Genomic DNA, 24394 nt, shown 5'->3' on the forward strand with positions numbered 1-24394 from the left:
TGTGGTGTGCATGAGCGCAAGGATGCAGAACGATGAACCGATACGCCCCCAGAATCTTCGCCACCGCGCTGATCGCCCTGCTCGCTGCAGCCGGAGGGCTGGGGTACTGGAAGTCGCTCCACGACCAGTTGCCCGAAGGACTGAGTATGGGCAACGGCCGCCTCGAAGCCACCGAAGTCCAGATTGCCAGTAAAGTCCCCGGTCGCCTGGCAGAAGTGCTGGTCGACGAAGGTGACAAGGTTACCCGCGGCCAGTTGCTGGCGCGCATCGACACCCGCACCATGCAAGCCCAGCGCAGCCAGGCCGAAGCCGAAGTGCTGCGCGCCCGGGAAAACTACGCCGCCGCCCAGGCCAGCGTGCAACTGCGTCAAAGCGAGCTGTTGCTGGCCAGCCAGGAGCTCAAGCGCGTGCGCGAAATTTTCCAGCGCAAATACGCGAGCCAGCAGTTACTCGACCAGCAACAGGCACGCTTTGACACTGCCAACGCCGCCGTGGTCGCCGCCCGCGCCCAACTGGCAGCGATCAAGGCTGCCATCGGTGCCGCCGAGGCCCAGGTGGCGCAGCTCACCAGCGAAATCGACGACAGCAGCCTGCGTGCGCCCATCAACGGCATTATCCAGCTGCGCCTGGCCGAGCCCGGTGAAGTGCTGGGTGCCGGCGGCCGCGTGCTGATGCTGATCGACCCCAGCGACCAGTACATGAACCTGTACCTCCCAGCGTCCACCAGCGGCCAGCTGACCGTAGGTGACCAGGCGCGCATCGTGCTGGACGCCCTGCCCGAACGTGCCTTGCCGGCCAAGGTGGCCTTTGTCGCCGCCAAGGCCCAGTTCACCCCCAAACAGGTAGAAACCCGCGACGAGCGGCAAAAGCTGGTGTTCCGGGTCAAGCTTCGCCTGACCGACCCAGGCGCCGTGCCGCAGGCCAAACCGGGCATGCCCGGCGCTGGGTATGTGCGCACGGCTGAGGTGGACTGGCCGGCCAACCTGCAATGAACGCCCCGGCACTGCTGGCCGAGGGCATCAGCCACCGCTACGGCGACCTGGTGGACCTGCACACCCTCGATTTCAGCCTGCCTGCAGGCACCCGCTGCGCGCTTATCGGCCCTGATGGCGCCGGGAAATCAACCTTGCTGGGGTTGATTGCAGGCGTCAAACGCCTGCAACAGGGCGAACTGCAAGTGCTGGGTGGCTCGATCCGCCAGCGGCGTCATCGCGCGGCGCTGTACCCGAAAGTGGCGTTCATGCCACAGGGGCTGGGCAACAACCTGTACCCGGAGCTGTCGATCAGCGAGAACATTCGCTTTTTCGCCACCCTGTTCGGGCTGGGCCGCCGCGAGTGCGACCAGCGCATGGCCAACCTGCTGCAGGCCACCGACCTGCAACGCTTTGCCAAGCGGCCGGCCGGCAAGCTGTCGGGTGGCATGAAGCAGAAGCTGGGGCTGTGCTGCGCGCTGATCCACGAGCCGGACCTGCTGATCCTCGACGAACCCACCACCGGCGTGGACCCGCTGTCGCGTCGGCGCTTCTGGGAGCTGGTCGAACAGGTTCGCGCACAGCGCCCGCAGCTGACCCTGCTGGTGGCTACCGCCTACATGGAAGAGGCCGAACAGTTCGAGCATTGCCTGATGCTCGATGGCGGCCACCTGCTGGCCGCAGGCCCGAGCCACGAACTGGCTGCCGTCACCCCAAGCGGCAAGCTGGACGACGCCTTCACCCACTACCAGGGCGCGGGCAAGGCGCAGCATCAACCCTTGCGCATCCCACCCCGCCCGGCCACAGACAGCCCGGTCGCCATCGAGGCCCACGACCTGACCCTGCGCTTTGGCGATTTCACGGCGGTAGACAAGGTCAGTTTCGCCATTGGCCGTGGCGAGATCTTCGGCTTTCTCGGTTCCAACGGCTGCGGCAAGACCACCACCATGAAGGTGCTCACCGGCTTGATGCCGGCCAGCGAGGGCAGCGCCAGCCTGCTGGGGCGCCCGGTGGACGCCAGTGACCTGGCCACGCGTAAGCGGGTCGGTTTCATGTCGCAGAGTTTCTCGCTTTATGGCGAGCTCAGCACCCGACAGAACCTGGCCTTGCATGCCCGCCTGTTCGACTTGCCCAAAGCCGAGAGCACCCCGCGCATCGATGAGCTGATCGCGCGCTTCGACCTCGCTGCTATCGCTGATCAACCTTCCGGCGCCCTGCCCCTTGGCCTGCGCCAGCGCCTGTCGTTGGCGGTGGCGGTGCTGCACCGCCCGGAAGTGTTGATTCTCGACGAACCAACCTCCGGCGTCGATCCCGCCGCTCGGGACGACTTCTGGCGCCTGCTGGTTGAACTATCACGCGAACAGGGCGTAACCATTTTCCTCTCAACCCATTTCATGAACGAAGCCCAGCGCTGCGACCGCATCTCGTTGATGCATGCCGGCCGGGTACTGGCCTGCGACACGCCCGATGCCCTGCAGCGCCAGTACCAGGGCGACACCCTGGAGGATGCGTTCGTGCGCTGCCTGGAGCAGGCCCAGGAGCTCGCGCCGCAAGCCGCAGATAACGCCGTGCTGGAGCAGGCAGCCACGGCCGCCCCGCCACTGCGTCAGGGCTTCAGCCTGCGCCGCCTGCTGGCGGTGGCCAGCCGTGAGGGCAAGGAGCTGCTGCGTGACAAGGTGCGCCTGGCCTTCGCCCTGCTGGGCGCGCTGTTCATGATGGTGATCTTCGGCTACGGCATTTCGCTGGATGTGGAAAACCTTGCCTTCGCCGTGCACGATCAGGACCAGAGCCCACAAAGCCGGGCCTACCTCGAAGCTTTCCGTGGCTCACGCTATTTTGCCGAACAGGCGCCGATTCGTGACAGCCGCGAGATGCATCAACGCCTGCAACGTTCGGAAATCAAACTGGCGCTGGAGATCCCGCCCGGCTTTGGCCGCGACCTGTACGCCGGGCGCCAACCGGTGGTGGCGGCCTGGCTCGACGGCGGCATGCCGTTCCGTGCAGAAACCAGCCGCAACTACGTGGAAGCCGTGCACCAGGCCAACCTTGAGCAACTGGCAAAGGCCAGCCCCCAGCCGCAGCCGCGCCAGGACCTGGTGCGCCTGGAAACGCGTTTTCGCTACAACCAGGACGTGGTCAGCGTAAATGCCATCGGCCCGGGCGTGATGGCGCTGATTTTGGCCTTTATTCCGGCCATGCTCACCGCGCTGGGCATTGTCCGCGAAAAAGAACTCGGCTCCATCACCAACTTCTACGCCACACCCCTCACCCGCCTGGAGTTCCTGCTTGGCAAGCAGGTGCCTTACCTGGCCGTGAGCCTGGTCAACCTGGCGCTGTTGGTGGCAATGAACCGCTGGCTGTTCGCCGTGCCGCTCAAAGGCAGTGTGCTGGCCCTGGCCTGTGGTGGCGTGGCCTACCTGCTGGCCACCACCAGCCTGGGCCTGCTGATCTCGGCCTTCACCCGCACCCAGATCGCAGCCATCCTGGGCACCATGATCATCACCAGCCTGCCGACCATCCAGTTTTCCGGGCTGATCGTGCCGCGCTCGTCACTGGACGGCGCAGCGGCGGTGATGGGTCAGCTGTTCCCGGCGGGCTACTTTCTCGATATCGCGGTCGGCACCTTCACCAAGGCGCTGGGGCTGCGCGAGCTATGGCCGCAGTGCCTGATCCTGCTGGGCTTCTTCGCGGTGTTTACCGGCCTGAGCCTGGCCATGCTGAAGAAGCAGGAGGCCTGACATGTCGCGCCTGAACCACACCCTGCGCCTGGGCCTGAAAGAACTGACCAGCCTGCGCCATGACAGCGTACTGCTGCTGTTCCTGCTGTATGCCTTTAGCGTGGCGATCTACATGCCGGCGGCCGGCTCGGTGATTGGCGTACACAACGCCAGCGTAGCGGTCGTCGACGAAGACCACAGCCAGCTGTCGCGCAAACTGGCCGAAGCCCTGCAACCGCCCGAGTTCCAGCCCGCCGTACCGCTGCCCGCAGAACGCCTGGACCAGGCCATGGACAGCGGCGAGTACACCTTCGTGATCAATGTGCCGGTGAACTTCCAGAGCGACCTGCTGGCCGGGCGCTCGCCGGAGCTGCAGATCAACGTCGACGCCACGGCCATGAGCCAGGCATTCATGGGCGCCGGCTACATCGGGCGCATCTTCGAGCGTGAGCTGCTCGACTACACCCAGCGTGGCAACGTGCAAAGCCCGGTGCTGATCAACCCCAAGGCGCTGTTCAACCCCAACCTTGAGGGGGGCTGGTTCCTGGCGGTGATCCAGATCGTCAACAACATCACCATCCTGGCGATCATCCTCACTGGCACCGCACTGCTGCGCGAGCGTGAACATGGCACCCTCGACCACCTGCTGGTGCTGCCGCTCACCGCACTGGAAATCATGCTGGCGAAGATCGGCAGCAACGCGCTGGTGGTGGTGATCTGCACGTGGGTTTCGCTGGTGGTGGTGGTGAAAGGCGCACTGGGCGTGCCACTGTCCGGCTCGATGGGGCTGTTCCTGGCCGTGACTACGCTTTACCTGTTTGCCAGTACCGCGCTGGGCATCTTCCTGGCCACCCTGGCACGCTCGACGCCGCAGTTCGGCCTGCTGGCGATCCCGGTGATCATCCCGATGCTGTTGTTGTCTGGCGGCAGCACACCCCTGGACAGCATGCCGCAGTGGTTGCAATGGGTGATGCAGGGGTCGCCGTCGACGCACTTCGTCAGCCTGGGTACCGCGATCCTGTTCCGGGATGCCGGGTGGACAGTCGTGTGGCCGGATATCCTGGCGCTGGCGCTGATCGGCCTGGTGTTTTTCAGCGTCGCCCTGGCGCGGTTTCGCCGCAGCCTGGCCTCATGACACCTCAGGATCTATGGTCGGCAACTGTGGGAGCGGGCAAGCCCGCTCCCACATTGATCACTGCACGATCAGGTTGTTGAACAGCAGGTCCTCGACGATCGGCTTGCCTTCTTCCGCTTCCAGCACCTGCTGCACCTGCTTCAGCGCCTCCTGGCGAAGGTGTTCCTTGGCCTCGACATTGCTCATGTTGTCCACGGTCTGCTGGGTGAACAGTGCCACCAGCTGGTTGCGGATCAGCGGTTCGTGGTGCTTTACCGCCTTGGCCGCTTCGTCGCCGGTCACGCGCAGGGCCACATCGGCCTTGTACACGCGCAGCCGTGGGCCGCCGTCGAGGGCATAGTTGCCCACAAAGGGTGGGCTCAGGCTGATGTAGGCAACCTTGGGCGCCCCTTCCTTGGCTTCTTCGGCCATGGCCGCAGCCGGCAACAGCAGCGCCAGCACCATCAAGATCCACGCTTTCACGAATTCGCTCCTCAATACAGTTGGCGCCAGCTTACCCAGCACGCCGCTCAAACCCAAGCCCGGGCTTATGCCGGCTCATCAGGGCGGGCCATGCTCGTTGACCCGGCAAGCGGCCCTCCTACACTTATCGGCCACTACCCGCAAAGGAATAGCCCCGATGAAAGCTGTGTTGTGCAAAACCCTGGGTCCGGCGCGCGATCTGGTACTGGAAGACGTGGCCAGCCCGCTGCCGAAGAAAACCGAGATCCTGCTGGATGTGCAGGCCGCCGGTGTCAACTTTCCCGACACCCTGATCATCGAGGGCAAATACCAATTTCAGCCACCGCTACCGTTTTCCCCCGGCGGCGAAGCTGCGGGCGTGGTGGCAGCAGTGGGCGAAAAAGCCGGCGCGTTCAAGGTCGGCGACCGGGTCATGGCACTCACCGGCTGGGGTTCGTTCGCCGAGCAGGTGGCAGTGCCCTTCTACAACGTGCTGCCGATCCCGGCGAGCATGGACTTCACCACCGCTGCGGCGTTTGGCATGACTTATGGCACCTCGATGCACGCCCTGCGCCAGCGCGGCCAACTGCAAGCAGGCGAGACGCTGCTGGTACTGGGCGCATCCGGCGGGGTCGGTCTGGCGGCGGTGGAAATCGGCAAGGCCATGGGTGCGCGGGTGATCGCGGCGGCCAGCAGTGCCGAAAAATTGGCCGTGGCCAAGGCTGCCGGGGCAGATGAACTGATCGATTACAGCCAGGCCAGCCTGCGCGAGGAAATCAAGCGCCTGACCGGCGGCCAGGGTGTGGACGTGATCTACGACCCGGTCGGCGGCGAGCTGTTCGAACAGGCAGTGCGCGGGCTGGCATGGAATGGCCGGCTGCTGGTGGTGGGGTTTGCCAGCGGCAGCATTCCACAACTGGCGACCAACCTGGTGCTGCTCAAAGGCGCGGCGGTGCTGGGGGTGTTCTGGGGCGCGTTCGCACAGCGCCAGCCCGAGGATAATGCGGCCAATTTCAAGCAGCTGTTTGCCTGGCATGCCGAAGGTAAGTTGAAGCCGCTGGTGTCGCAGACTTATCCACTGGCCGAGGCTGGGGCTGCCATCGAGAAACTGGGGCAGCGGCAGGCTGTGGGTAAGTTGGTGGTGCTGATGCATTGATTTTTTCTGGGGCCGCACAGCGGCCCCAAAAATTCAAACTTCACGCAGGTTATGGCAACGCCTGAACCGCGCCTCCAGGTTGCGATCAGGCATCTGGTGGCTGCGCAATGCGTTCAAGGTCTGCTCGACATAGTCGCGGGTGGTGCCATAACGCCCTTTGGCACTGGCCAGGATCTGGCTGAGCAAGGTGTCCGGCAGGTTGCCGGCATAGCACGGCAAATGCCGTTCCAGCACAAAGCCCAAGGCCTGCACCTTGCTGCCGTCGCCCAGCCGGCAATTGAGCCAGTGCGGCCGATAGGCCGGGTACGGCATCTCGCGTTGCCACAGGGCCATCAGCGAATCGTCCAGGTTGCTCTCATCCAGCCGGTAGGCAAAACCGCTGCAGGAACCACCGCGGTCCAGGCCAAACACCAGGCCGGGGGTTTCCGGTGTACCGCGATGTTCGTGCGACCACAGGTACAAGCCACGGTGATAGCCATGCACCCGTGCACGCTGGCGCTCCACTGAATTGCACTCCGGGCGCCAGATCAGCGAACCATAGGCAAACAGCCACACCGGCCCGCCCTGATGCCGAGACATGGTCGTCTTCATGGAGTTGAACAACTGGTCGCGAGTATGTTGCTGACCGAAGTCGAGTGCCGGAGGATACGAAACTTGCCAAGACATACTTTCAAGTGCCGACATAAGCTGCCGCCATTTATCCCTGTGAACTACGGATGTAGCGAGGTGCGATCAACGTGCGGCCCCAAGCCTTGTGCCAAGGGCCTTGCACTAACCATAGGACAGAAATAGAGGAATACTCAAGCCCTTGAGCAAGACTTTAATGCGCGGTTCCGACGACTGGGTAAGTACTGTTTCGGCAACGGTGAAAGTTATTGGCCAAGGCGGTAACAATTACCGCCTTATACCCACTTGTTCCAACTTCGGTTATTAACCGCGTGGCGCGTAGGCAAACACATCCGCACGCATGCGATGTGCATCCATGCCGGCGTCGACCAAGGCGTCGAGGGTGGCGTAGATCATGTTCGGTGAGCCGCTCGCATAGACATGCACGGTGTTGAGGTCGGCGATGTCCTCGCAGACCGCCTCATGCAACATGCCGCAGCGCCCCTCCCAACCGCACAGGTCACTGACGACCTGGTGCAGGAACAGGTTGGGCAAGCGCTGCCATTCGTCCCAGTGCTCGATCTGGTAGAAGTCTTCGGGCCGGCGCACCCCCCAGTACAGGTGTACCGGGTGCTTGAAACCGTTGGCTCGGCAGTGCTCGAGCAGGCTGTGCATCTGGCCCATGCCGGTGCCGGCGGCAATCAAGACCAACGGGCCGTCGGGCAGCTCAGCCAGGTGGGTGTCGCCAAACGGCATTTCGATGCGCGCCAGCCCGTCACGCCTGAGCTGCTCGATCAGTTGCAATGCGCTGGGTTCCCGCGCCAGCACGTGCAGCTCCAGCTCACGGCCGGCGTGAGGTGCTGAGGCCAGCGAGAACGCGGCAGGCTTGCCGCCCTCGCGCTCGATCATCAGGTACTGCCCGGCGTGGTAACGCAAGGGCTTGCCAGCAGGCGCACGCAGGCGCACCCGCCAGACATCGCCACCCACCTCGACGCATTCAGTGACGCTGCACGCCAGCTTGCGCACCGGCAGCTCGCCCAAAGCGAGCACACCATCCCAGAGCAACACACAGTCCTCCAGCGGCTCGGCAATACAGGTAAACAGCTCGCCATGGTCACGGACTTCGCCGCCCTGGCGTACCCGCCCTTCGACCAACAACGCGGCGCAGACATGGCAATTGCCATTGCGGCAGCTATTCGGGCAGTCATAGCCCAACCGCCGCGCTCCATCCAGGATCCGTTCCCCGGGTTCCAGCGCCAGCACCGCCCCGGACGGCTGCAACGTTACCTGCATCAATCTATTCCCAACTGATCCCACAGCTCATCGATACGGCGGGTGACGGCTTCGTCCTTGACGATGACCCGTCCCCATTCGCGTGTAGTCTCGCCCGGCCACTTGTGCGTGGCATCCAGGCCCATCTTCGACCCCAGCCCCGATACCGGCGACGCGAAGTCCAGGTAGTCGATCGGCGTGTTGTCGATCATCACCGTATCACGCTTGGGGTCCATGCGCGTGGTGATGGCCCAGATCACATCGTTCCAGTCACGGGCGTTGATATCGTCATCGGTGACAATAACGAACTTGGTGTACATGAACTGTCGCAGGAACGACCATACACCCAGCATCACGCGCTTTGCGTGACCTGGGTACTGCTTCTTCATGGTCACCACCGCCATGCGGTACGAGCAGCCTTCAGGCGGCAGGTAGAAGTCGGTGATTTCCGGGAACTGCTTCTGCAAGATCGGCACGAACACTTCGTTCAGCGCCACACCGAGAATGGCAGGCTCATCAGGCGGGCGCCCGGTGTAGGTGCTGTGGTAGATCGGCTTCTGCCGGTGGGTGATGCGCTCGACGGTGAACACCGGGAAGCTGTCCACCTCGTTGTAGTAGCCCGTGTGGTCGCCGTACGGGCCTTCCGGTGCCATTTCGCCCGGGTGGATCACCCCTTCCAGGATGATCTCGGCGGTGGCCGGTACTTGCAGGTTGCTGCCACGGCACTTGACCAGCTCGGTGCGGTTGCCGCGCAGCAGGCCGGCGAAGGCATACTCGGAGAGGGTGTCCGGCACCGGGGTCACGGCACCCAGGATGGTCGCCGGGTCAGCCCCCAGGGCCACGGCAACCGGGAACGGCTGGCCGGGGTTTTTCTCGCACCACTCACGGTAATCGAGGGCACCACCACGGTGGCTGAGCCAGCGCATGATGACCTTGTTGCGGCCGATGACCTGCTGGCGGTAGATGCCCAGGTTCTGGCGGTCCTTGTTCGGGCCACGGGTAACGGTAAGGCCCCAGGTGATCAGCGGCGCCACGTCGCCTGGCCAGCAGTGCTGGATCGGCAGTGGGCCGAGGTCGACATCGTCACCCTCGACCACCACTTCCTGGCACACCGCGTCCTTGACCACTTTCGGCGCCATCGATACGACTTTCTTGAAGATCGGCAGCTTCGACCAGGCGTCCTTCAGGCCCTTGGGGGGCTCGGGCTCCTTGAGGAAGGCCAGCAGCTTGCCGATTTCGCGCAGTTCATCGACCGACTCGGCGCCCATGCCCATGGCCACGCGCTCAGGGGTACCGAACAGGTTGCCCAGCACCGGGATGTCGAAGCCGGTGGGCTTTTCGAACAGCAATGCCGGGCCCTTCGCACGCAGGGTGCGGTCGCAGACCTCGGTCATTTCCAGGACGGGGGAGATCGGAACCTGGATGCGCTTGAGCTCGCCGCGCTGTTCCAGGCCACGGATGAAGTCGCGCAAGTCGCGATACTGCATGCAAAAGCCTCGTGTTGGCCGTATCGGTCGGGGTGCAGAGTGTAGCGCCGTTCGGGCATTGTTTGGGGGCAAAAATGCATTGGTGGCCGCTTCACGCCTTGGTCGGGACGCTTACCTTGCGCCTCACCGATTATGCGATACAACCTTTGACAACCCGATTCCAAGGGCCTGCAGCACCTTCAATACAGTCGATAATCTTGGGTCCCCATCAGCAGCCAATGCTCGATAGAGGTTTGGACGCGCAAGCCCCGTGGCCTGGGACAGATTACCCATCCCACCACGCGCTTCCGCTACGCGTCGAACCGCCGTCAGAAAACCTGCGGCGCCACCAGGCTCATCTATTTCTTCAAGCGCAACGGCAAGATAATCGATGGCGAAAGACTCATCCTTGCGGAGCATTTCGAGAACACTTTCTTCATGCGAGCGTGTGCCGGTCATAGCGCTACCTTGTGCCTCTGCCACAGAGATCTGGCTTGATCAATATCCGCCTGCTGCCGGTCTTTCGTGCCACCTCCGAGCAGGAAAATGATCTTCCGCCCGGAGATGGCGTAATAGACGCGCTAGCCTGGCCCGAAGTCCAGTTTCATCTCGAACACGCCATCACCCACTGGCTCGGTCACGCCAAAATGGCCCTGCGCCGCCCGGTCGACCCTTGTAGTGATTCGCGCCTTCACCCTTGTGTCACGAATGGTGTTCAGCCATGCCTGGTAAACATCCACATCATTAGCGGATATAACGTGATGAACTGCGTACATCCAAGTGTACCTTATAAGAGACATCCATGTGACGATTCATCAACCAGCCCGGCTTCGCTGGTCTTCGGGAGGCAGGAGGCAAATGCCTGATCAGGCAGGCCCCCACGCCACAAGCAGCATGTTGGCCTTCGTTCGGCGTGCTGGCGAACGGTCTTTTGTGACAAACAGCAAAAAGCCGGGTTTCCCCGGCTTTTGCGTGATGCCTGCGAAGCTTACTTGCGCTTCATCGACAAGAAGAACTCGTCGTTGGTCTTGGTCTGCTTGAGCTTGTCGACCAGGAACTCGATGGCGGCGATTTCGTCCATCGGGTGCAGCAGCTTGCGCAAGATCCACATGCGCTGCAGTTCGTCGTCGGCGGTCAGCAGCTCTTCGCGGCGGGTACCGGAACGGTTGATGTTGATGGCCGGGAACACGCGCTTCTCAGCGATGCGGCGGTCCAGTGGCAGCTCCATGTTGCCGGTGCCCTTGAACTCTTCGTAGATCACTTCGTCCATCTTCGAGCCGGTTTCGACCAGCGCGGTGGCGATGATGGTCAGCGAACCGCCCTCTTCGATGTTACGCGCGGCGCCGAAGAAACGCTTTGGCTTCTCCAGGGCATGGGCGTCAACACCACCGGTCAGCACCTTGCCGGAGCTCGGGATCACGGTGTTGTAGGCACGCGCCAGGCGGGTGATGGAGTCCAGCAGGATGACCACGTCCTTCTTGTGCTCGACCAGGCGCTTGGCCTTCTCGATCACCATTTCGGCAACCTGCACGTGGCGGGTTGGCGGCTCGTCGAAGGTGGAGGCAACCACTTCGCCGCGCACGGTGCGCTGCATTTCGGTTACTTCTTCCGGGCGCTCGTCGATCAGCAGGACGATCAGGTGGCACTCGGGGTTGTTACGGGTGATGTTGGCCGCGATGTTCTGCAGCATGATGGTCTTGCCCGCTTTTGGCGGGGCGACGATCAGGCCACGCTGGCCTTTGCCGATCGGGGCGCACAGGTCGATGACGCGACCGGTCAAGTCCTCGGTGGAGCCGTTACCAGCTTCCATCTTCAGGCGCTTGTTCGGGAACAGCGGCGTCAGGTTTTCGAACAGGATCTTGTTCTTCGCGTTTTCCGGACGGTCGAAGTTGATGGTATCAACCTTCAGCAGAGCGAAGTAACGCTCCCCTTCCTTTGGCGGGCGGATCTTGCCGACGATGGTGTCGCCGGTACGCAGGTTGAAACGGCGGATCTGGCTGGGCGAGACGTAGATATCGTCCGGGCCGGCCAGGTAGGACGCATCAGCCGAGCGCAGGAAACCGAAACCATCCTGGAGAATCTCCAGCACGCCGTCACCCGAAATCTCTTCGCCGCTCTTCGCATGCTTCTTCAGCAGGGCGAAAATCACGTCCTGTTTGCGCGAACGGGCCATGTTCTCGATGCCCATCTGTTCGGCCATTTCCAAAAGATCGGTAATCGGCTTTTGCTTGAGTTCAGTCAGGTTCATAAGGGGAGTGACGTAATCATGTAAGAAGGGAGAATTAAGCTTCTGGCTTAATGAGGCCGCGCCGCTAGATGGCGACAGGATCGCGTACTGATTCGAATTAGGGATGCTTCGGCGACGGCATGTAGAGGGCACTGAAAAAGCAGTGCGAGGCCGAATGTAACACTTGCTTTTTTCTGCGTCTAGTGCTCTGAAAAAGAAAAACCCCGCAATTGCGGGGCTTTTTCACATCACAGGTGGGCGTCGAGGAACGCGGTCAGCTGCGACTTGGACAGAGCGCCCACCTTGGTGGCTTCGACGTTGCCGTTCTTGAACAGCATCAGCGTCGGGATACCACGCACGCCGTGCTTGGCCGGGGTTTCCTGGTTTTCGTCGATGTTCAGCTTGGCGACGGTCAGCTTGCCATCGAAGGTGGTAGCGATGTCGTCCAGGACTGGCGCGATCATCTTGCATGGGCCGCACCATTCAGCCCAGTAGTCGACCAGCACCGGGCCTTGGGCTTTCAGGACTTCGGCCTCGAAGGTGGCGTCGGTGACATGTTTGATCAGATCGCTGCTCATGGATATCTCCAGGGTCGTAAGCAAAAAAACGTTGCCCATCATAGCCGCACCCGCCGCCTACAGGAAGCCGCGGACGATTGAGTGTAACTATAGTTGTGCAAGACGCCGCGAATCGAAACTGTCATACAGCCGTCATAGAATCGAATGGCACATTGCCTTGCATCAAGGCCAGCACATCGGCTGCGTGTCACGCGTTGGCGACAGCCTGCTATCGTGGCACGATTGCCGGGTTAACGACCGAGAACAACCAGATCATGCCGCATACCATCGCGAAGAACCTGTCCCTGATCGCCGCCATCGACCTTGGCTCCAACAGTTTTCACATGGTCGTGGCCAAGGCCCACCATACAGAAATCCGCATTCTCGAGCGGCTCGGCGAGAAGGTTCAGCTTGCCGCCGGCATCGACGAAGAGCGCAAGCTCAGTGAAGAGGCAATGGAACGAGGCCTGGATTGCCTCAAGCGCTTTTCCCAGCTGATCAACGGCATGCCGGCAGGCTCCGTGCGTATCGTCGGTACCAACGCCTTGCGCGAAGCGCGCAACCGTAACGAGTTCATCCAGCGCGCCGAAGCCATCCTCGGCCACCCGGTGGAGGTCATCTCCGGCCGTGAAGAGGCGCGCCTCATTTACCTGGGCGTGTCGCACACCCTGGCCGACACACCCGGCAAGCGCCTGGTGGCGGACATCGGCGGCGGCAGTACCGAGTTCATCATCGGCCAGCGCTTCGAGCCGCTGCTGCGCGAAAGCCTGCAAATGGGCTGCGTCAGCTTCACCCAGCGCTACTTCCGTGACGGCAAGATTACCCCGGCCCGCTACGCCCAGGCCTACACCGCCGCGCGCCTGGAACTGATGAGCATCGAGCATGCCCTGCATCGCCTGACCTGGGACGAGGCCATTGGCTCGTCCGGCACCATCCGCGCCATCGGCGCCGCCATCAAGGCCGGCGGCTTGGGCAATGGCGAGGTCAACGCCGAGGGCCTGGCCTGGGTCAAGCGCAAGCTGTTCAAGCTGGGCGAAGTCGACAAGATCGACTTCGACGGCATCAAGCCGGACCGGCGCACCATCTTCCCGGCGGGCATGGCCATTCTCGAAGCGATCTTCGACGCGCTGGAACTGCAGCGCATGGACCACTGTGACGGCGCCCTGCGTGAAGGCGTGCTGTTCGACCTGCTTGGCCGCCACCACCACGAAGACGTACGTGAGCGCACCCTCAATTCGCTGATGGAGCGTTACCACGTGGACCAGGGCCAGGCTGCACGCGTGGAACGCAAGGCACTGCATGCCTTCGACCAAGTGGCCGACGCCTGGGAGCTGAAAGATGGAAACTGGCGCGATCTGCTGGGTTGGGCGGCGAAAGTGCACGAAGTCGGCCTCGATATCGCCCATTACCACTACCACAAGCACGGCGCCTACCTGATCGAGCACTCCGACCTGTCGGGCTTCTCTCGCGAAGACCAGCAGATGATGGCCCTGCTGGTGCGCGGCCATCGCCGCAACATCCCCAAGGACAAGTTCGCCGAGCTGGGTGAAGAGGGTATCAAGCTGCTGCGCCTGTGCGTGCTGCTGCGCTTCGCCATTCTGTTCCACCATATCCGGGGCAACCAGCAGATGCCGAAGGTGGTACTGAACGGTGGGGACAACAGCCTGGATGTCGCCTTCCCTGAGGGCTGGCTGGAGCAGAACCAGCTGACCCAGGCCGACTTCGCCAACGAGGCGGAGTGGCTGGCCCGGGTCGGCTTCGTCCTCAGCGTACGTTGAGGACCGGGTTGCTCAGGCGCTCCAGCAGGGTCGCCTGGGCACTGCGCGGGTTCTGGTTGCCGGTCGGGGTGCTGCGCACGTAGCGCCCGTCTGGCTGCAAGGTCCAGGCGTGGGTGTTGTCGGTCAGGTAGCTTTCCAGCTCCTTCTTCACCCGCAGCAACAACTTCTTGCCTTCCACCGGGAAGCAGGTCTCGACGCGCTTGTCGAGGTTGCGCTCCATCCAGTCGGCACTGGACAGATAAATCTGCTCCTCGCCGCCGTTGAGGAAGTAGAACACCCGCGTGTGCTCAAGGAAGCGGCCAATGATCGAGCGCACCTGGATATTGTGTGAAACCCCCGGAATACCTGGGCGCAGGCAGCACATGCCACGCACCACCAGGTCGATTTTCACACCCGATTGGCTGGCCTTGTACAGCGCCTTGATGACCTTGGCGTCGGTCAGCGAGTTGAACTTGGCAATGATGTGCGCCGGCTTGCCTTCGAGGGCGAACTGGGTTTCCCGCGCGATCATGTCGAGCATGCCCTTCTTCAGGGTGAACGGCGCGTGCAGCAGCTTTTTCATGCGCAGCGTCTTGCCCATCCCGATCAGCTGGCTGAACAGCTTGCCCACGTCCTCGGTAAGGGCGTCGTCAGAGGTCAGCAGGCTGTAGTCGGTGTACAGGCGGGCGTTGCCGGCGTGGTAGTTGCCAGTGCCCAGGTGGGCATAACGCACGATTTCGCCCTGCTCGCGGCGCAGGATCAACATCATCTTGGCGTGGGTCTTGAAGCCGACCACGCCGTAGATCACCACCGCACCGGCCGCTTGCAGGCGGCTGGCCATCTGCAGGTTGGACTCTTCGTCGAAGCGCGCGCGCAATTCGATCACCGCAGTGACCTCCTTGCCGTTACGCGCCGCGTCCACCAGGGCATCGACAATTTCCGAGTTGGCCCCGGAACGGTACAACGTCTGGCGCACGGCAAGCACATGCGGGTCCTTGGCGGCCTGGCGCAGCAGGTCGACCACCGGGGTGAAGGACTCGAACGGGTGCATCAGCAGGATGTCCTGCTTGCTGATCACGCTGAAAATGTTGTCGGCGTTCACCAGCAGCTTGGGGATCGCCGGGGTGAACGGCGTGTACTGAAGCTCCGGGTGGCTGTCCAGGCCGGTAATGCTGAACAGGCGGGTAAGGTTGACCGGGCCATTGACCTGGTACAGCTCGCTTTCGCTGAGGCTGAACTGTTTGAGCAGGTAGTCCGACAGGTGTTTCGGGCAGGTGTCGGCTACCTCCAGGCGTACGGCATCGCCGTAACGGCGCGAGAACAGCTCGCCGCGCAGGGCGCGGGCCAGGTCGTCGACTTCTTCGGAGTCCAGCGCCAGGTCAGCGTTACGGGTCAGGCGGAACTGGTAGCAGCCCTTGACCTTCATGCCCTGGAACAGGTCGTCGGCGTGCGCGTGAATCATTGACGACAGGAACACGTAGTTGGCACCCGGGCCGCCCACTTCTTCAGGCACCCGAATGACCCGCGGCAGCAGGCGTGGAGCCGGGATGATCGCCAAGCCCGAGTCGCGGCCGAAGGCATCGACCCCCTCCAGCTCGACGATGAAGTTGAGGCTCTTGTTCACCAGCAGCGGGAACGGGTGGGTCGGGTCCAGGCCGATCGGGGTGATGATCGGGGCGATTTCGTCGCGGAAATAGCGGCGCACCCAGGTCTTGAGTTTGGGCGTCCAGTAACGGCGGCGAATAAAGCGGATGTGGTGCTTTTCCAGCTCCGGCAGCAGCACGTCGTTGAGGATCGCGTACTGGCGCTCTACCTCGAAGTGCACCAGCTCGCTGATGCGCGCCAACGCCTGGTGCGGCTGCAGGCCGTCGGCACCGGCCTGTTCACGGGCGAAATTGATCTGCTTCTTCAGGCCGGCGACGCGGATCTCGAAGAACTCGTCGAGGTTGCTGGAGAAAATCAACAGGAACTTGAGGCGTTCGAGCAGTGGGTAGCTCTCGTCCAGGGCTTGTTCCAGCACCCGGATGTTGAACTGCAGCTGCGAGAGTTCACGATGAATGTACAGGCTGCTGTCGTCCAGGCCAGGGACGGCAATTGCCGGGGCCGGCACGGGCGCGGCTACCGCAGCCACAGGCTCGGCCACCTGCTCCTCTACGGGCTCGGGCTCGGGCTCGGCCGCCGGCGGCAGGTCTGGCGGGGTCTGCACCATCTCTTCTGGGAGCTCCTGGGCATCCTTCATCGCGACAGGGGTGAGCACTTCATTATTCATCTGGCGTTCCTGAGGACGTTAACGCCCTATCATCAATTGAGCGGCAAGATAAGCGCCCATTATGACGCCTGTGTGACACACCAGGGCAAGCCATGGCGCGTGGGCTCTGGCATTGTCTGTGTAGGAATTGTTCACGTCGAGACACATTTGGACACTTTCACGAATGCGCGCGAAGGGGTAGGCTGCGCGTTCATTTCGCCAGCACCTCAGAAAATGCTTCAACAATTCCTGCAGGATTTCGGCTATTTTGCCCTTTTTCTAGGCACCTTCTTCGAAGGCGAGACCATCTTGGTGCTTGCGGGTTTCCTTGCATTCCGTGGGTACATGGACATCAAGCTGGTGTGCCTGGTGGCGTTCCTGGGCAGCTATGCCGGCGATCAGCTGTGGTACTTCATGGGCCGTCGCCATGGGCGCAGGATCCTGGCACGCAAACCGCGCTGGGAAGCCATGGGTGCCCGGGCGCTGGACCACATCCGCCGTCACCCCGACATCTGGGTGCTGAGCTTCCGCTTCGTTTATGGCCTGCGCACGGTCATGCCGGTGGCCATTGGCCTGTCGGGCTACCCGCCGCGCCGCTACCTGCTGCTCAATGGTATTGGCGCGGCCGTCTGGGCAATTGCCTTGGGCGCGGCCGCGTACCACTTCGGTGCCATCCTCGAAGGCCTGCTGGGCAACGTGAAGCGTTACGAGCTATGGGTGCTCGGTGGCCTGCTGGGTCTGGGTGCCTTGTTGTGGTTGCGCCGGCGCTTCCGCGCTTTGCGCGCGGAGCGCAAGGCGGCAGACCAGGCCCAGGCCCCAGAGGCTGAAAAGGCTGTAGACCACGAGCAACCACCAGAGCAGCGGCGCGACCACCGCTAGCCCCAGTGCGCCGGCCAGGTACAGCGCCGGCGCATTCGCCACCAGCCGCGCCAGCTCCAGGCGCGCAGCCCAGGGCCGGTTCTCCAGCAACGCGCCCAGCACGAACAGACCAAATGCCATCAGCGACCAGCCAAGCACCAGCGCCGCGACCGGCACGCGCTCGGCCACATCCATCAGGTAGCTGCCCAAGGCCACATAAACCGCGAACTGCATGGCCACGTAGGCTTGTTGCGGTCGAGCCAAGGTAATCTCAAACTTACGAAACACCGTCAGGTCCTGTTTGGCCTGCGGGAAGCGTGCGGCCACATCGGCCGGGCGCCAGCCAGTGGGCATGAACCAGATGCGCAGCTTGTCCCACAGGCTGGCGGTGTGCCGGGCGTCATGCCAGAGCTGGGCATAGAACTGCAGATTAGCCCACAGCGGGTTCCAGCTGGCCAGTGGCGTGGTTACCCCGAACACCACCGGCTCGGCCGGGTCTTCCTCTTTGAAGGTGCCAAACAGACGGTCCCAGAGAATGAACACGCCGCCATAATTGCGATCCAAGTAAACAGGATTTTGCGCATGGTGGACGCGATGGTTGGATGGCGTGATCAACACCCACTCAAGCCAGCCAAGCTTGGGAATGTGCCGGGTATGCACCCAGAACTGGTACAGCAGGTTGAGCGATGCCACGGTAATGAACACCAGTGGCGGCACGCCCAGCAGCGCCATCGGCAGGTAGAAGACCCACGAGAAGATGAACCCGCTACTGGTCTGGCGCAGCGCGGTGGTGAGGTTGTATTCCTCGCTCTGGTGATGCACCGAATGCGCAGCCCACAGCACGTTGCGTTCATGGCCCAGACGGTGCAACCAGTAGTAGCAGAAGTCGTACAGGACGAAGGCCAGCAGCCATACCCACCAGGCTTCGGCCGGCAGGCGCAACAGCGCCAAATGCTCGAACGCCAGGGCATAGGTCACCAGCCCTGCGCCTTTGGTCAGCAACCCGGTGCTGGTCGACAGCGCGCCGGTGCTCAGGCTGTTGATCGAGTCGGCCAGGGTAAAGTTGCGTTGTCCACGCACGCGGTCGGCCACCAGCTCCACGGCGATCAGCACGAAGAAGAACGGCACGGCCAGCAGTATCAGGTCCATGGGTACGGCCTCAGGCGGTATCCATCAAGATTAGGCCGCGCCTGCGGCAACCCCTATGGCGACATCTGCCAAACTAGAGGACATTTAGCGCCTCGACACTGGAGTAATGAACATGACAAAAAAAGTAGCGGTGATTCTTTCCGGCTGTGGCGTGTATGACGGCGCCGAAATCCACGAAAGCGTGATCACCCTGCTGCGCCTCGACCAGCGCGGTGCGCAGGTGCAGTGCTTCGCGCCGAACATCGCGCAGATGCATGTCATCAACCACCTGACCGGCGAGGAAATGCCCGAGTCGCGCAATGTGCTGGTGGAGTCGGCGCGCATTGCCCGTGGTGAGGTCAAGGACATCCGCGAAGCCAAGGCCGAAGACTTCGATGCGCTGATCGTGCCGGGCGGTTTCGGGGCGGCGAAAAACCTGTCCAACTTCGCCGTGGAAGGCGCCAACTGCAGCGTCAACCCGGACGTGCTGGCCCTGGCCGAAGCCTTTGCCGACGCCTGCAAGCCAGTTGGCCTGATCTGCATTTCGCCAGCACTTGCGGCGAAGATCTACGGGCCGGGCGTGGTCTGCACCATCGGCAGCGACGCAGACACTGCGGCGGCTGTCGAGAAGATGGGCGGCACCCATGAGGCGTGCGATGTACACGACATTGTCGAAGACACCCAGCGCAAGCTGGTGACGACTCCGGCTTACATGGAGGCCAAGTCGATCAGCGAGGCAGCTGGCGGGATCTACAAGTTGGTGGACCGGGTGCTGGAACTGACGCACGAGGGTGACCAGTAAGTCCTTGGGGCTGCAAAGCAGCCCCGCATCAGGTTTTACTCAGCCGGGCAATGATCCGGTCCAGCGCATTGGCAAACGCCTGCTTTTCACGCTCGCCATAAGTCCCCTGCCCTCCTCCCGCCTGGCCCTGCTCGCGCAGCTCGGTGAACAGGTTGCGCGCCGCCAGGCGGTCGCCCATGTTGCGCTCGTCGAATTCGCGACCGCGCGGGTCCAGCACCGCCACGCCCTTTTTCACCAGGCGGTCAGCCAGGGGCACATCACTGCAGATCACCAGCTCGCCGGGCACGGCGTGTTCGACCAGGTAGTCGTCGGCTGCGTCCATGCCGCTGGGCACCACGATCAGGCGCACGATCGCAAACGCCGGCTTGGCCACGGCCTGGCCCGCCACCATCACCACCTCGAACTTGCGCTTGAGGGCGAACTTGACGATCAGATCCTTGGCCGCCTTGGGGCAGGCGTCGGCATCGATCCATACACGCATCGGAAACTCTCTACATGATCTCAATGCGTCCATCATGCCTGAAGCGCAGCGAAAGCTGGAGCAGGCGCGCGCTGGGAAAATGGCGCCAAAAACCCAATTGCCGCTTATCCGGCCCCGCTACTCAGGCTAAACTCGCCACAGCTTCACTGGCCTGCCCGAGCGCGCAATGAATCACCCTCACGAAATCCGCCCTGACCTGGACGAAGGCATCGACCGCAAGGTCCTGGCAACATTGCGTGCGCGTTTCCTGCAACTGAATCAAGGGCGCCTGCAGCGGGCTATGGAAGGCCTGTCGACACGCCAGCAACAGGTACTGACGCTACTGCCGCTGCTGTTTCACGTGAACCACCCATTATTGCCGGGCTACGTCTCGGGTAGCACGCCTGCGGGCGTATCGGGTTACGAGCCAGGTGCCGAGCTGGTGGTCGAGGCCCAGCGCCTGGCCCGCTCGTTTACCTACAAAGCCCGCCATGGCAACCCGCCGCGCCCTATCCACGGCCTGTTTCTGATGGGCAGCCTGGGCTCGCTGGCCCAGGCCGAGCACAGCGACATGGACCTGTGGGTGTGCCATGCGCCCGGCTTGCCCGAGCATTTGCTGGAAGAACTGCGCCGCAAGTGCCAATTGCTGGAGGACTGGGCAGCAAGCCTGGGTGCCGAGGCGCACTTCTTCCTGATCGACACGCAAGGCTTTGCCCAAGGCCAGCGCGACGGCCAGCTGGGCTCCGATGACTGCGGCACCACCCAGCACTACCTGCTGCTGGATGAGTTCTACCGCACCACCCTCTGGCTGGCAGGCCGGACACCACTGTGGTGGCTGGTGCCCGTCTACCAGGAACACAATTATCACGCCTACACCCAGACCCTGCTGACCAAACGCTTCATCCGCAGCCAGGACACTCTCGATCTCGGCAACCTGGCACACGTTCCACCCGGCGAGTTCGTCGGTGCCGGCCTGTGGCAACTGTTCAAGGGCATCGATTCGCCCTACAAGTCGCTACTCAAGCTGCTGCTGACCGAGGCCTACGCCAGTGAACACCCCGCCGTGCGTTGTCTGAGCCTGGACTACAAGCAGGCAGTGTTCGCCAATCAGCTCGACCTCGACGCACTGGACCCCTACGTCATGGTCTATCGGCGTATCGAGCGCTACCTGCTGCAGCGCGGCGCGGTCGCACGCCTGGAACGGGTGCGGCGCAGCCTGTACCTGAAGGTGAACAAGAAGCTCAGCGACCAAGGCCGCGCCAATGGCTGGCAGCGCCGGCTGTTGCAGCGCCTGGCAGACGAGTGGGGCTGGGACCAGCGTCAGTTGGCGCTGCTGGATAGCCGTAGCCAATGGAAAGTGCAGCAAGTCGCTGTCGAGCGCCGCGAACTGGTGGCCGAGCTGAACCACAGCTACCGCTTCCTCAGCCAGTTCGCCAGCACCCAGAGCGCCAGCAGCCGTGCCGAGCAGCGCGACCTCAATGTGCTGGGCCGGCGCCTGTACGCGGCCTTCGAGCGCCGCGCCGGCAAGGTCGAGGTGATCAACCCCGGCATCGCCCCGGACCTTGCCGAAGGGACCCTGACCCTGGTTCAGGCACCTAACCGCAAGGAGCCCGGCAGCCACCACTGGGAGCTGTACTGCGGCAACCTGAGCACCCACGAGGTGGAGCACTTCAGCCCGATAAAGCGCTGCCGCGAGCTGATCGAGCTGCTGGCCTGGGCCCATCGTAACGGCGTGATCGACAGCAGCACGCGCATGGCGCTGCACCCCGGCGCCAGCGACCTCAGTGAATTAGAGCTGTTCAACCTGATGGGTTGCCTGCAGCAAAGTATTCCCCTGCCCTTGCCGATCGTCAGCGAAGTGCGCCTGCTGCAGCCCAGCGTTGCCGACGAGGTTTTGTTGCTGGTCAACGTCGCCATCGACCCGCTGCGCCATCACCGCGATCTGAACATCCTGATGACCACCGAGCGTACCGACTCGTTGAGCTACGCAGGCGTGCGCGAGAACCTGGTACTGACCCTCGACCAGGTCACCCTGAACAGCTGGAACGAAGTGCTGGTCCAGCGCTACGAAGGCGAACATGCGCTGGTGCGCTGCCTGCGCGACTTCCTCAATAGCCCGGTGCTGCGGGGCCACCGGCCACGGGTGCGGATACGCTGCTTTTGCCCGAGCCGCGCACAGGCCATCAGCCAGCGCGTGGAGGAAATTTTTGACACGGTGCAGCTGCTGCTGGACCAGGGCGCCAACCACCGCTACCTGCTAGAGGTAGCCCAGCACACCCATGTGCTGGAGCTGTTGGCCGGGCATGTAGGCCTGGCCACCCTGGCCGAGCACGAGGGGCTGCTGGCCCACCTGGGCGAAGAACGCAGCGCCTACAGCCCGCTGTACCTGGATACCAACGCCCTGCTGGACCACGACCTGCGCCTGGTGCTGGAACAGGGCCGCCCGGCTTGCATCCAGGTGTTCTACCGCCTGCAAGGTGGCTGGGCCGAGTTGTATGTGCTGGATGAGTACAATGCCCTGTGGCAGCAACGCCTGCCCCTGCATGACGAAGCCCACCTGCTGCTGCCGCTGCAGCGGTTCCTGCGTTCGGTGGTGATGCGCCGTGATGCCCGGCTGCCGCTGGATACCCAGCGCGCTGCCTCACTGGATATCCACTATGCGCAACTGTTGCCTTCCGGCGTTGGCAAGGCGCGTAGCCTCGAGCCGCGCCAAGCCCCGGTCGAGGGCAGCGACCAGCCCTACTATGAGGTGCAAGCCATCATCCAGGCCGGTGTGGCGGGTGCGGCGCATGTGACGCTGTACTGCGACCAGCAAGAGTTTTCCGAGCTGGAGCATGGTGCGCAGCTGTATGCGGTGGTGGCCAGGCAGATCATCGGGCAACGGCGCGCTGCCGGACAGTACCGGTGCTACATCACCGATCTGGATTTGTCCGAGCTGCTGGATGACCGGCTGGGCGCGACGCAGGTGTACCTGAACTACAAGCGGGTGCTGGAGCAGGCGTTGAATGAGGGGCTGGAGCAGGTGCTGGGTGAATGACCGAGGGCTGCCTTGCAGCCCCCTTGAGCCTTACAGGTCGTAATCGCCCGCCGCTTCTGGCTGGTACTCCACTTCCAGCAGCTTCAGCTTGAGGGTCTTGCCCCCCGGTGCCGGCCAGTCGATCTGCTCGCCCACCGACAGCCCCAGCAAGGCGCAGCCAATCGGTGCCAGGACCGAGACATTACCTTCCGGCCCGGCATCCTTCGGATAGACCAACGTCAGGTGGTAGTCCTTGCCGCTGGCTTCCTCACGGCAGTGCACGCGCGAGTTCATGGTGACCACGCCCGCCGGCACTTCATCGTGACCGACCACCTGCTCGGCGCGGTCCAGCTCGTCCTGCAGGGCGAGCACACCCGGCGTACTTTCGTCGAGGCTGTCGATCAGACGCTCCAGACGCTGTACGTCCAATCGGGTGAGGATGAGGGAAGGCTTGGTGCTCATGATCCAGTCAGACTCCTTTGAACAGGCGATTTTCGTCGTGCAGATAAAGCAAAACCCCGCCCAAGGGCGGGGTTTGTGAAGGCTTTGGCGTCACCGACGCAGAAACCCGACACTACCACAGCCGGGCAAATACTCAAGCCCTTGCTATCAGTGTGCCTTAGCCTGGTCGCGCAGGGCCTGGGCCTCGCGGCAAATCTGCCGACGCCGTTCGTCATCGGCCGAGCGCCATTCGCGAATGTGCTCCACATGCCGCTGGCAGCCAGTGCACACCCGCTGTTCGTCCAGCCGGCAAACGCTGATGCACGGTGATGGCACAGCGGGGCTGACGTTGCTGTAGAGCGGCTTGGGGGGACGGGCCGGGGCGGTGCTCATGTCAGATCTCGTCGAAGTCCAGCTTCTCGCCGGCCCGCTCCCAGACGATGCGCTCGAGCATTTCGCCCAACAGCTCTTCGCTCTTCTCGCACACCCACTTGCCGCTTTCTTCGTCGTAATCGAAGTGGAAGCCACCTGAGCGATCGGCGAGCCACAGCTGGCGCAGCGGTTCCTGGCGGCTGAAAATCAGCTGGGCGCCACCTTCGAACTTGACGGTGAGCACACCGGCGGAGTTCTCCATGTCCAGGTCCAGGCCGCTCTCGTCGAACAGGTCTTCCAACGCCTGTTGGGTCGCGTCGACCAGATCATGGAAACGCGCTTCACTCAAACTCATTGCAGGAACCTCGAAATTGGCTGCGTTACAGGCAAGCCGGGCAAGATACGGGCGCTTGGCGCCGAATGCAAAGATTAGCCATTGAAGGCGGTAAGAATAGCCCGCCCGGCGGACCGGCCCTTGCATAGGCAAGCCGCCGGTCGCTCGGTATACTCGGGCGCAATACTGCATTTTTCTAAGGATTTCACCCATGAAGCGCCTGATTTCCTCCTTCGCGGCGCTGGTCGCTGTTGCCTGCCTCGTTTCGGCCTGCGGCCAGAAAGGCCCGCTGTACCTGCCTGAAGACGGCGATAACGGCAAAGCGCACAAGTCGCACCAGCACCAGCCAAAAGCCCAGCCGGCGCCGGCGCAAGCGCAGCCCGAGCTGCAGTCCGAGCCCGAGCAGTCGCCTGCGCAGTAAGGAAACCAG

At 62.9% G+C, this 24394-nt stretch carries 21 protein-coding genes and 2 pseudogenes; 9 read left to right on the forward strand and 14 right to left on the reverse strand.

Going from position 1 to position 24394, the window contains the following annotated elements:
* Window positions 1–32 precede the first annotated feature (32 nt).
* Genes LU684_RS07385 through LU684_RS07395 form a run of 3 tightly spaced genes read left to right on the forward strand, consistent with a single transcriptional unit; the run spans window position 33 to window position 4823 of the window.
* Complete coding sequence (locus LU684_RS07385) at window positions 33–992, forward strand: HlyD family secretion protein (RefSeq protein ID WP_016489749.1); 960 nt, start codon at window positions 33–35, stop codon at window positions 990–992.
* Window positions 989–3709 carry a ribosome-associated ATPase/putative transporter RbbA gene (gene rbbA, locus LU684_RS07390; RefSeq protein WP_232894379.1) on the forward strand — a complete coding sequence of 907 codons (2721 nt, stop codon included), beginning with the start codon at window positions 989–991 and terminating at the stop codon, window positions 3707–3709. The genes LU684_RS07385 and rbbA overlap by 4 nt, the downstream gene beginning before the upstream one ends.
* 1 nt (window position 3710) lies before the next feature.
* Entirely contained in the window at window positions 3711–4823 is a 1113-nt protein-coding gene (locus tag LU684_RS07395) for an ABC transporter permease (protein ID WP_023048875.1), read from the forward strand.
* 57 nt (window positions 4824–4880) lie between these two features.
* Here LU684_RS07395 and LU684_RS07400 read toward each other — a convergent pair whose 3' ends face one another.
* Window positions 4881–5285, reverse strand: coding sequence for a flagellar basal body-associated protein FliL (locus LU684_RS07400; RefSeq protein WP_016489751.1), 405 nt, complete (start codon window positions 5283–5285; stop codon window positions 4881–4883).
* Window positions 5286–5442: 157 nt separating this feature from the next.
* On the opposite strand from LU684_RS07400, the gene LU684_RS07405 reads away from it, so the two are divergent.
* Window positions 5443–6420 (forward strand): NADPH:quinone oxidoreductase family protein, encoded by a 978-nt coding sequence (locus tag LU684_RS07405; protein ID WP_023048874.1) that lies wholly within the window; start codon window positions 5443–5445, stop codon window positions 6418–6420.
* A 33-nt stretch (window positions 6421–6453) separates the two neighbouring features.
* Here LU684_RS07405 and LU684_RS07410 read toward each other — a convergent pair whose 3' ends face one another.
* The 7 genes and pseudogenes from LU684_RS07410 to trxA all read right to left on the reverse strand — a co-directional run bounded on the left by LU684_RS07410 (window position 6454) and on the right by trxA (window position 12569).
* On the reverse strand, window positions 6454–7104 hold the full coding sequence (locus LU684_RS07410) for a gamma-glutamylcyclotransferase (protein WP_016489753.1): 651 nt from the start codon (window positions 7102–7104) through the stop codon (window positions 6454–6456).
* A 246-nt stretch (window positions 7105–7350) separates the two neighbouring features.
* Complete coding sequence (locus LU684_RS07415; RefSeq protein ID WP_016489754.1) at window positions 7351–8319, reverse strand: CDP-6-deoxy-delta-3,4-glucoseen reductase; 969 nt, start codon at window positions 8317–8319, stop codon at window positions 7351–7353.
* Complete coding sequence (ubiD, locus tag LU684_RS07420; protein WP_232894385.1) at window positions 8319–9785, reverse strand: 4-hydroxy-3-polyprenylbenzoate decarboxylase; 1467 nt, start codon at window positions 9783–9785, stop codon at window positions 8319–8321. Before ubiD ends, LU684_RS07415 begins: the two co-directional genes overlap by 1 nt.
* Window positions 9786–9908: 123 nt before the next feature.
* A complete protein-coding gene (locus tag LU684_RS07425) occupies window positions 9909–10223 on the reverse strand; it encodes an addiction module antidote protein (RefSeq protein WP_016489756.1) in 315 nt (104 codons plus the stop codon).
* A pseudogene (locus LU684_RS30585) lies at window positions 10220–10540 on the reverse strand (type II toxin-antitoxin system RelE/ParE family toxin). The gene LU684_RS07425 and the pseudogene LU684_RS30585 overlap by 4 nt, the downstream one beginning before the upstream one ends.
* 212 nt (window positions 10541–10752) lie before the next feature.
* Window positions 10753–12012, reverse strand: a complete 1260-nt coding sequence (gene rho / locus LU684_RS07435) for a transcription termination factor Rho (protein WP_003253661.1) — start codon at window positions 12010–12012, stop codon at window positions 10753–10755.
* Window positions 12013–12239: 227 nt separating this feature from the next.
* Window positions 12240–12569: a thioredoxin TrxA gene (trxA, locus tag LU684_RS07440; RefSeq protein ID WP_060519684.1), complete on the reverse strand. Its 330-nt coding sequence runs from the start codon at window positions 12567–12569 to the stop codon at window positions 12240–12242.
* A 254-nt stretch (window positions 12570–12823) separates the two neighbouring features.
* On the opposite strand from trxA, the gene ppx reads away from it, so the two are divergent.
* Window positions 12824–14326 (forward strand): exopolyphosphatase, encoded by a 1503-nt coding sequence (ppx, locus tag LU684_RS07445; RefSeq protein ID WP_016489758.1) that lies wholly within the window; start codon window positions 12824–12826, stop codon window positions 14324–14326.
* Here ppx and ppk1 read toward each other — a convergent pair.
* Window positions 14313–16574: a polyphosphate kinase 1 gene (ppk1, locus tag LU684_RS07450; protein ID WP_016489759.1), complete on the reverse strand. Its 2262-nt coding sequence runs from the start codon at window positions 16572–16574 to the stop codon at window positions 14313–14315. The two genes, ppx and ppk1, sit on opposite strands and share 14 nt — an antisense overlap.
* A gap of 213 nt (window positions 16575–16787) precedes the next feature.
* On the opposite strand from ppk1, the gene LU684_RS07455 reads away from it, so the two are divergent.
* Window positions 16788–17432, forward strand: coding sequence for a DedA family protein (locus tag LU684_RS07455; protein ID WP_023049545.1), 645 nt, complete (start codon window positions 16788–16790; stop codon window positions 17430–17432).
* A gap of 549 nt (window positions 17433–17981) precedes the next feature.
* Here the strand turns inward: LU684_RS07455 and LU684_RS07460 are convergent.
* Window positions 17982–18560 (reverse strand): annotated as a pseudogene (locus LU684_RS07460) (sterol desaturase family protein); the annotation flags it as partial.
* Between the two features lie 112 nt (window positions 18561–18672).
* On the opposite strand from LU684_RS07460, the gene elbB reads away from it, so the two are divergent.
* Window positions 18673–19341: an isoprenoid biosynthesis glyoxalase ElbB gene (gene elbB / locus LU684_RS07465; RefSeq protein ID WP_016489762.1), complete on the forward strand. Its 669-nt coding sequence runs from the start codon at window positions 18673–18675 to the stop codon at window positions 19339–19341.
* Window positions 19342–19369: 28 nt separating this feature from the next.
* On the opposite strand, the gene LU684_RS07470 is transcribed toward elbB, so the two are convergent.
* Entirely contained in the window at window positions 19370–19822 is a 453-nt protein-coding gene (locus tag LU684_RS07470; RefSeq protein ID WP_016489763.1) for a YaiI/YqxD family protein, read from the reverse strand.
* Window positions 19823–19988: 166 nt separating this feature from the next.
* Here LU684_RS07470 and LU684_RS07475 point away from each other — a divergent pair, with 166 nt between their 5' ends.
* Window positions 19989–22838: a class I adenylate cyclase gene (locus tag LU684_RS07475; protein WP_023047199.1), complete on the forward strand. Its 2850-nt coding sequence runs from the start codon at window positions 19989–19991 to the stop codon at window positions 22836–22838.
* A gap of 30 nt (window positions 22839–22868) precedes the next feature.
* Here the strand turns inward: LU684_RS07475 and rnk are convergent, their stop codons facing one another.
* The 3 genes from rnk to cyaY form a co-directional block, all read right to left on the reverse strand.
* The gene (gene rnk / locus LU684_RS07480) at window positions 22869–23279 is read right to left on the reverse strand and encodes a nucleoside diphosphate kinase regulator (protein WP_023047198.1); all 411 of its coding nucleotides are present in this window, start codon (window positions 23277–23279) and stop codon (window positions 22869–22871) included.
* 147 nt (window positions 23280–23426) lie between these two features.
* On the reverse strand, window positions 23427–23651 hold the full coding sequence (locus LU684_RS07485; RefSeq protein WP_016489766.1) for a DUF1289 domain-containing protein: 225 nt from the start codon (window positions 23649–23651) through the stop codon (window positions 23427–23429).
* 1 nt (window position 23652) lies between these two features.
* Entirely contained in the window at window positions 23653–23985 is a 333-nt protein-coding gene (gene cyaY / locus LU684_RS07490; RefSeq protein ID WP_016489767.1) for an iron donor protein CyaY, read from the reverse strand.
* 190 nt (window positions 23986–24175) lie between these two features.
* Here cyaY and lptM point away from each other — a divergent pair, with 190 nt between their 5' ends.
* Entirely contained in the window at window positions 24176–24385 is a 210-nt protein-coding gene (gene lptM, locus LU684_RS07495; protein ID WP_016489768.1) for an LPS translocon maturation chaperone LptM, read from the forward strand.
* The last annotated feature ends 9 nt before the right edge of the window (window positions 24386–24394 follow it).

The organism is Pseudomonas sp. NMI542_15 (assembly GCF_021283425.1).
In the GTDB taxonomy this organism is placed as follows: Bacteria; Pseudomonadota; Gammaproteobacteria; order Pseudomonadales; family Pseudomonadaceae; genus Aquipseudomonas; species Aquipseudomonas fortuita.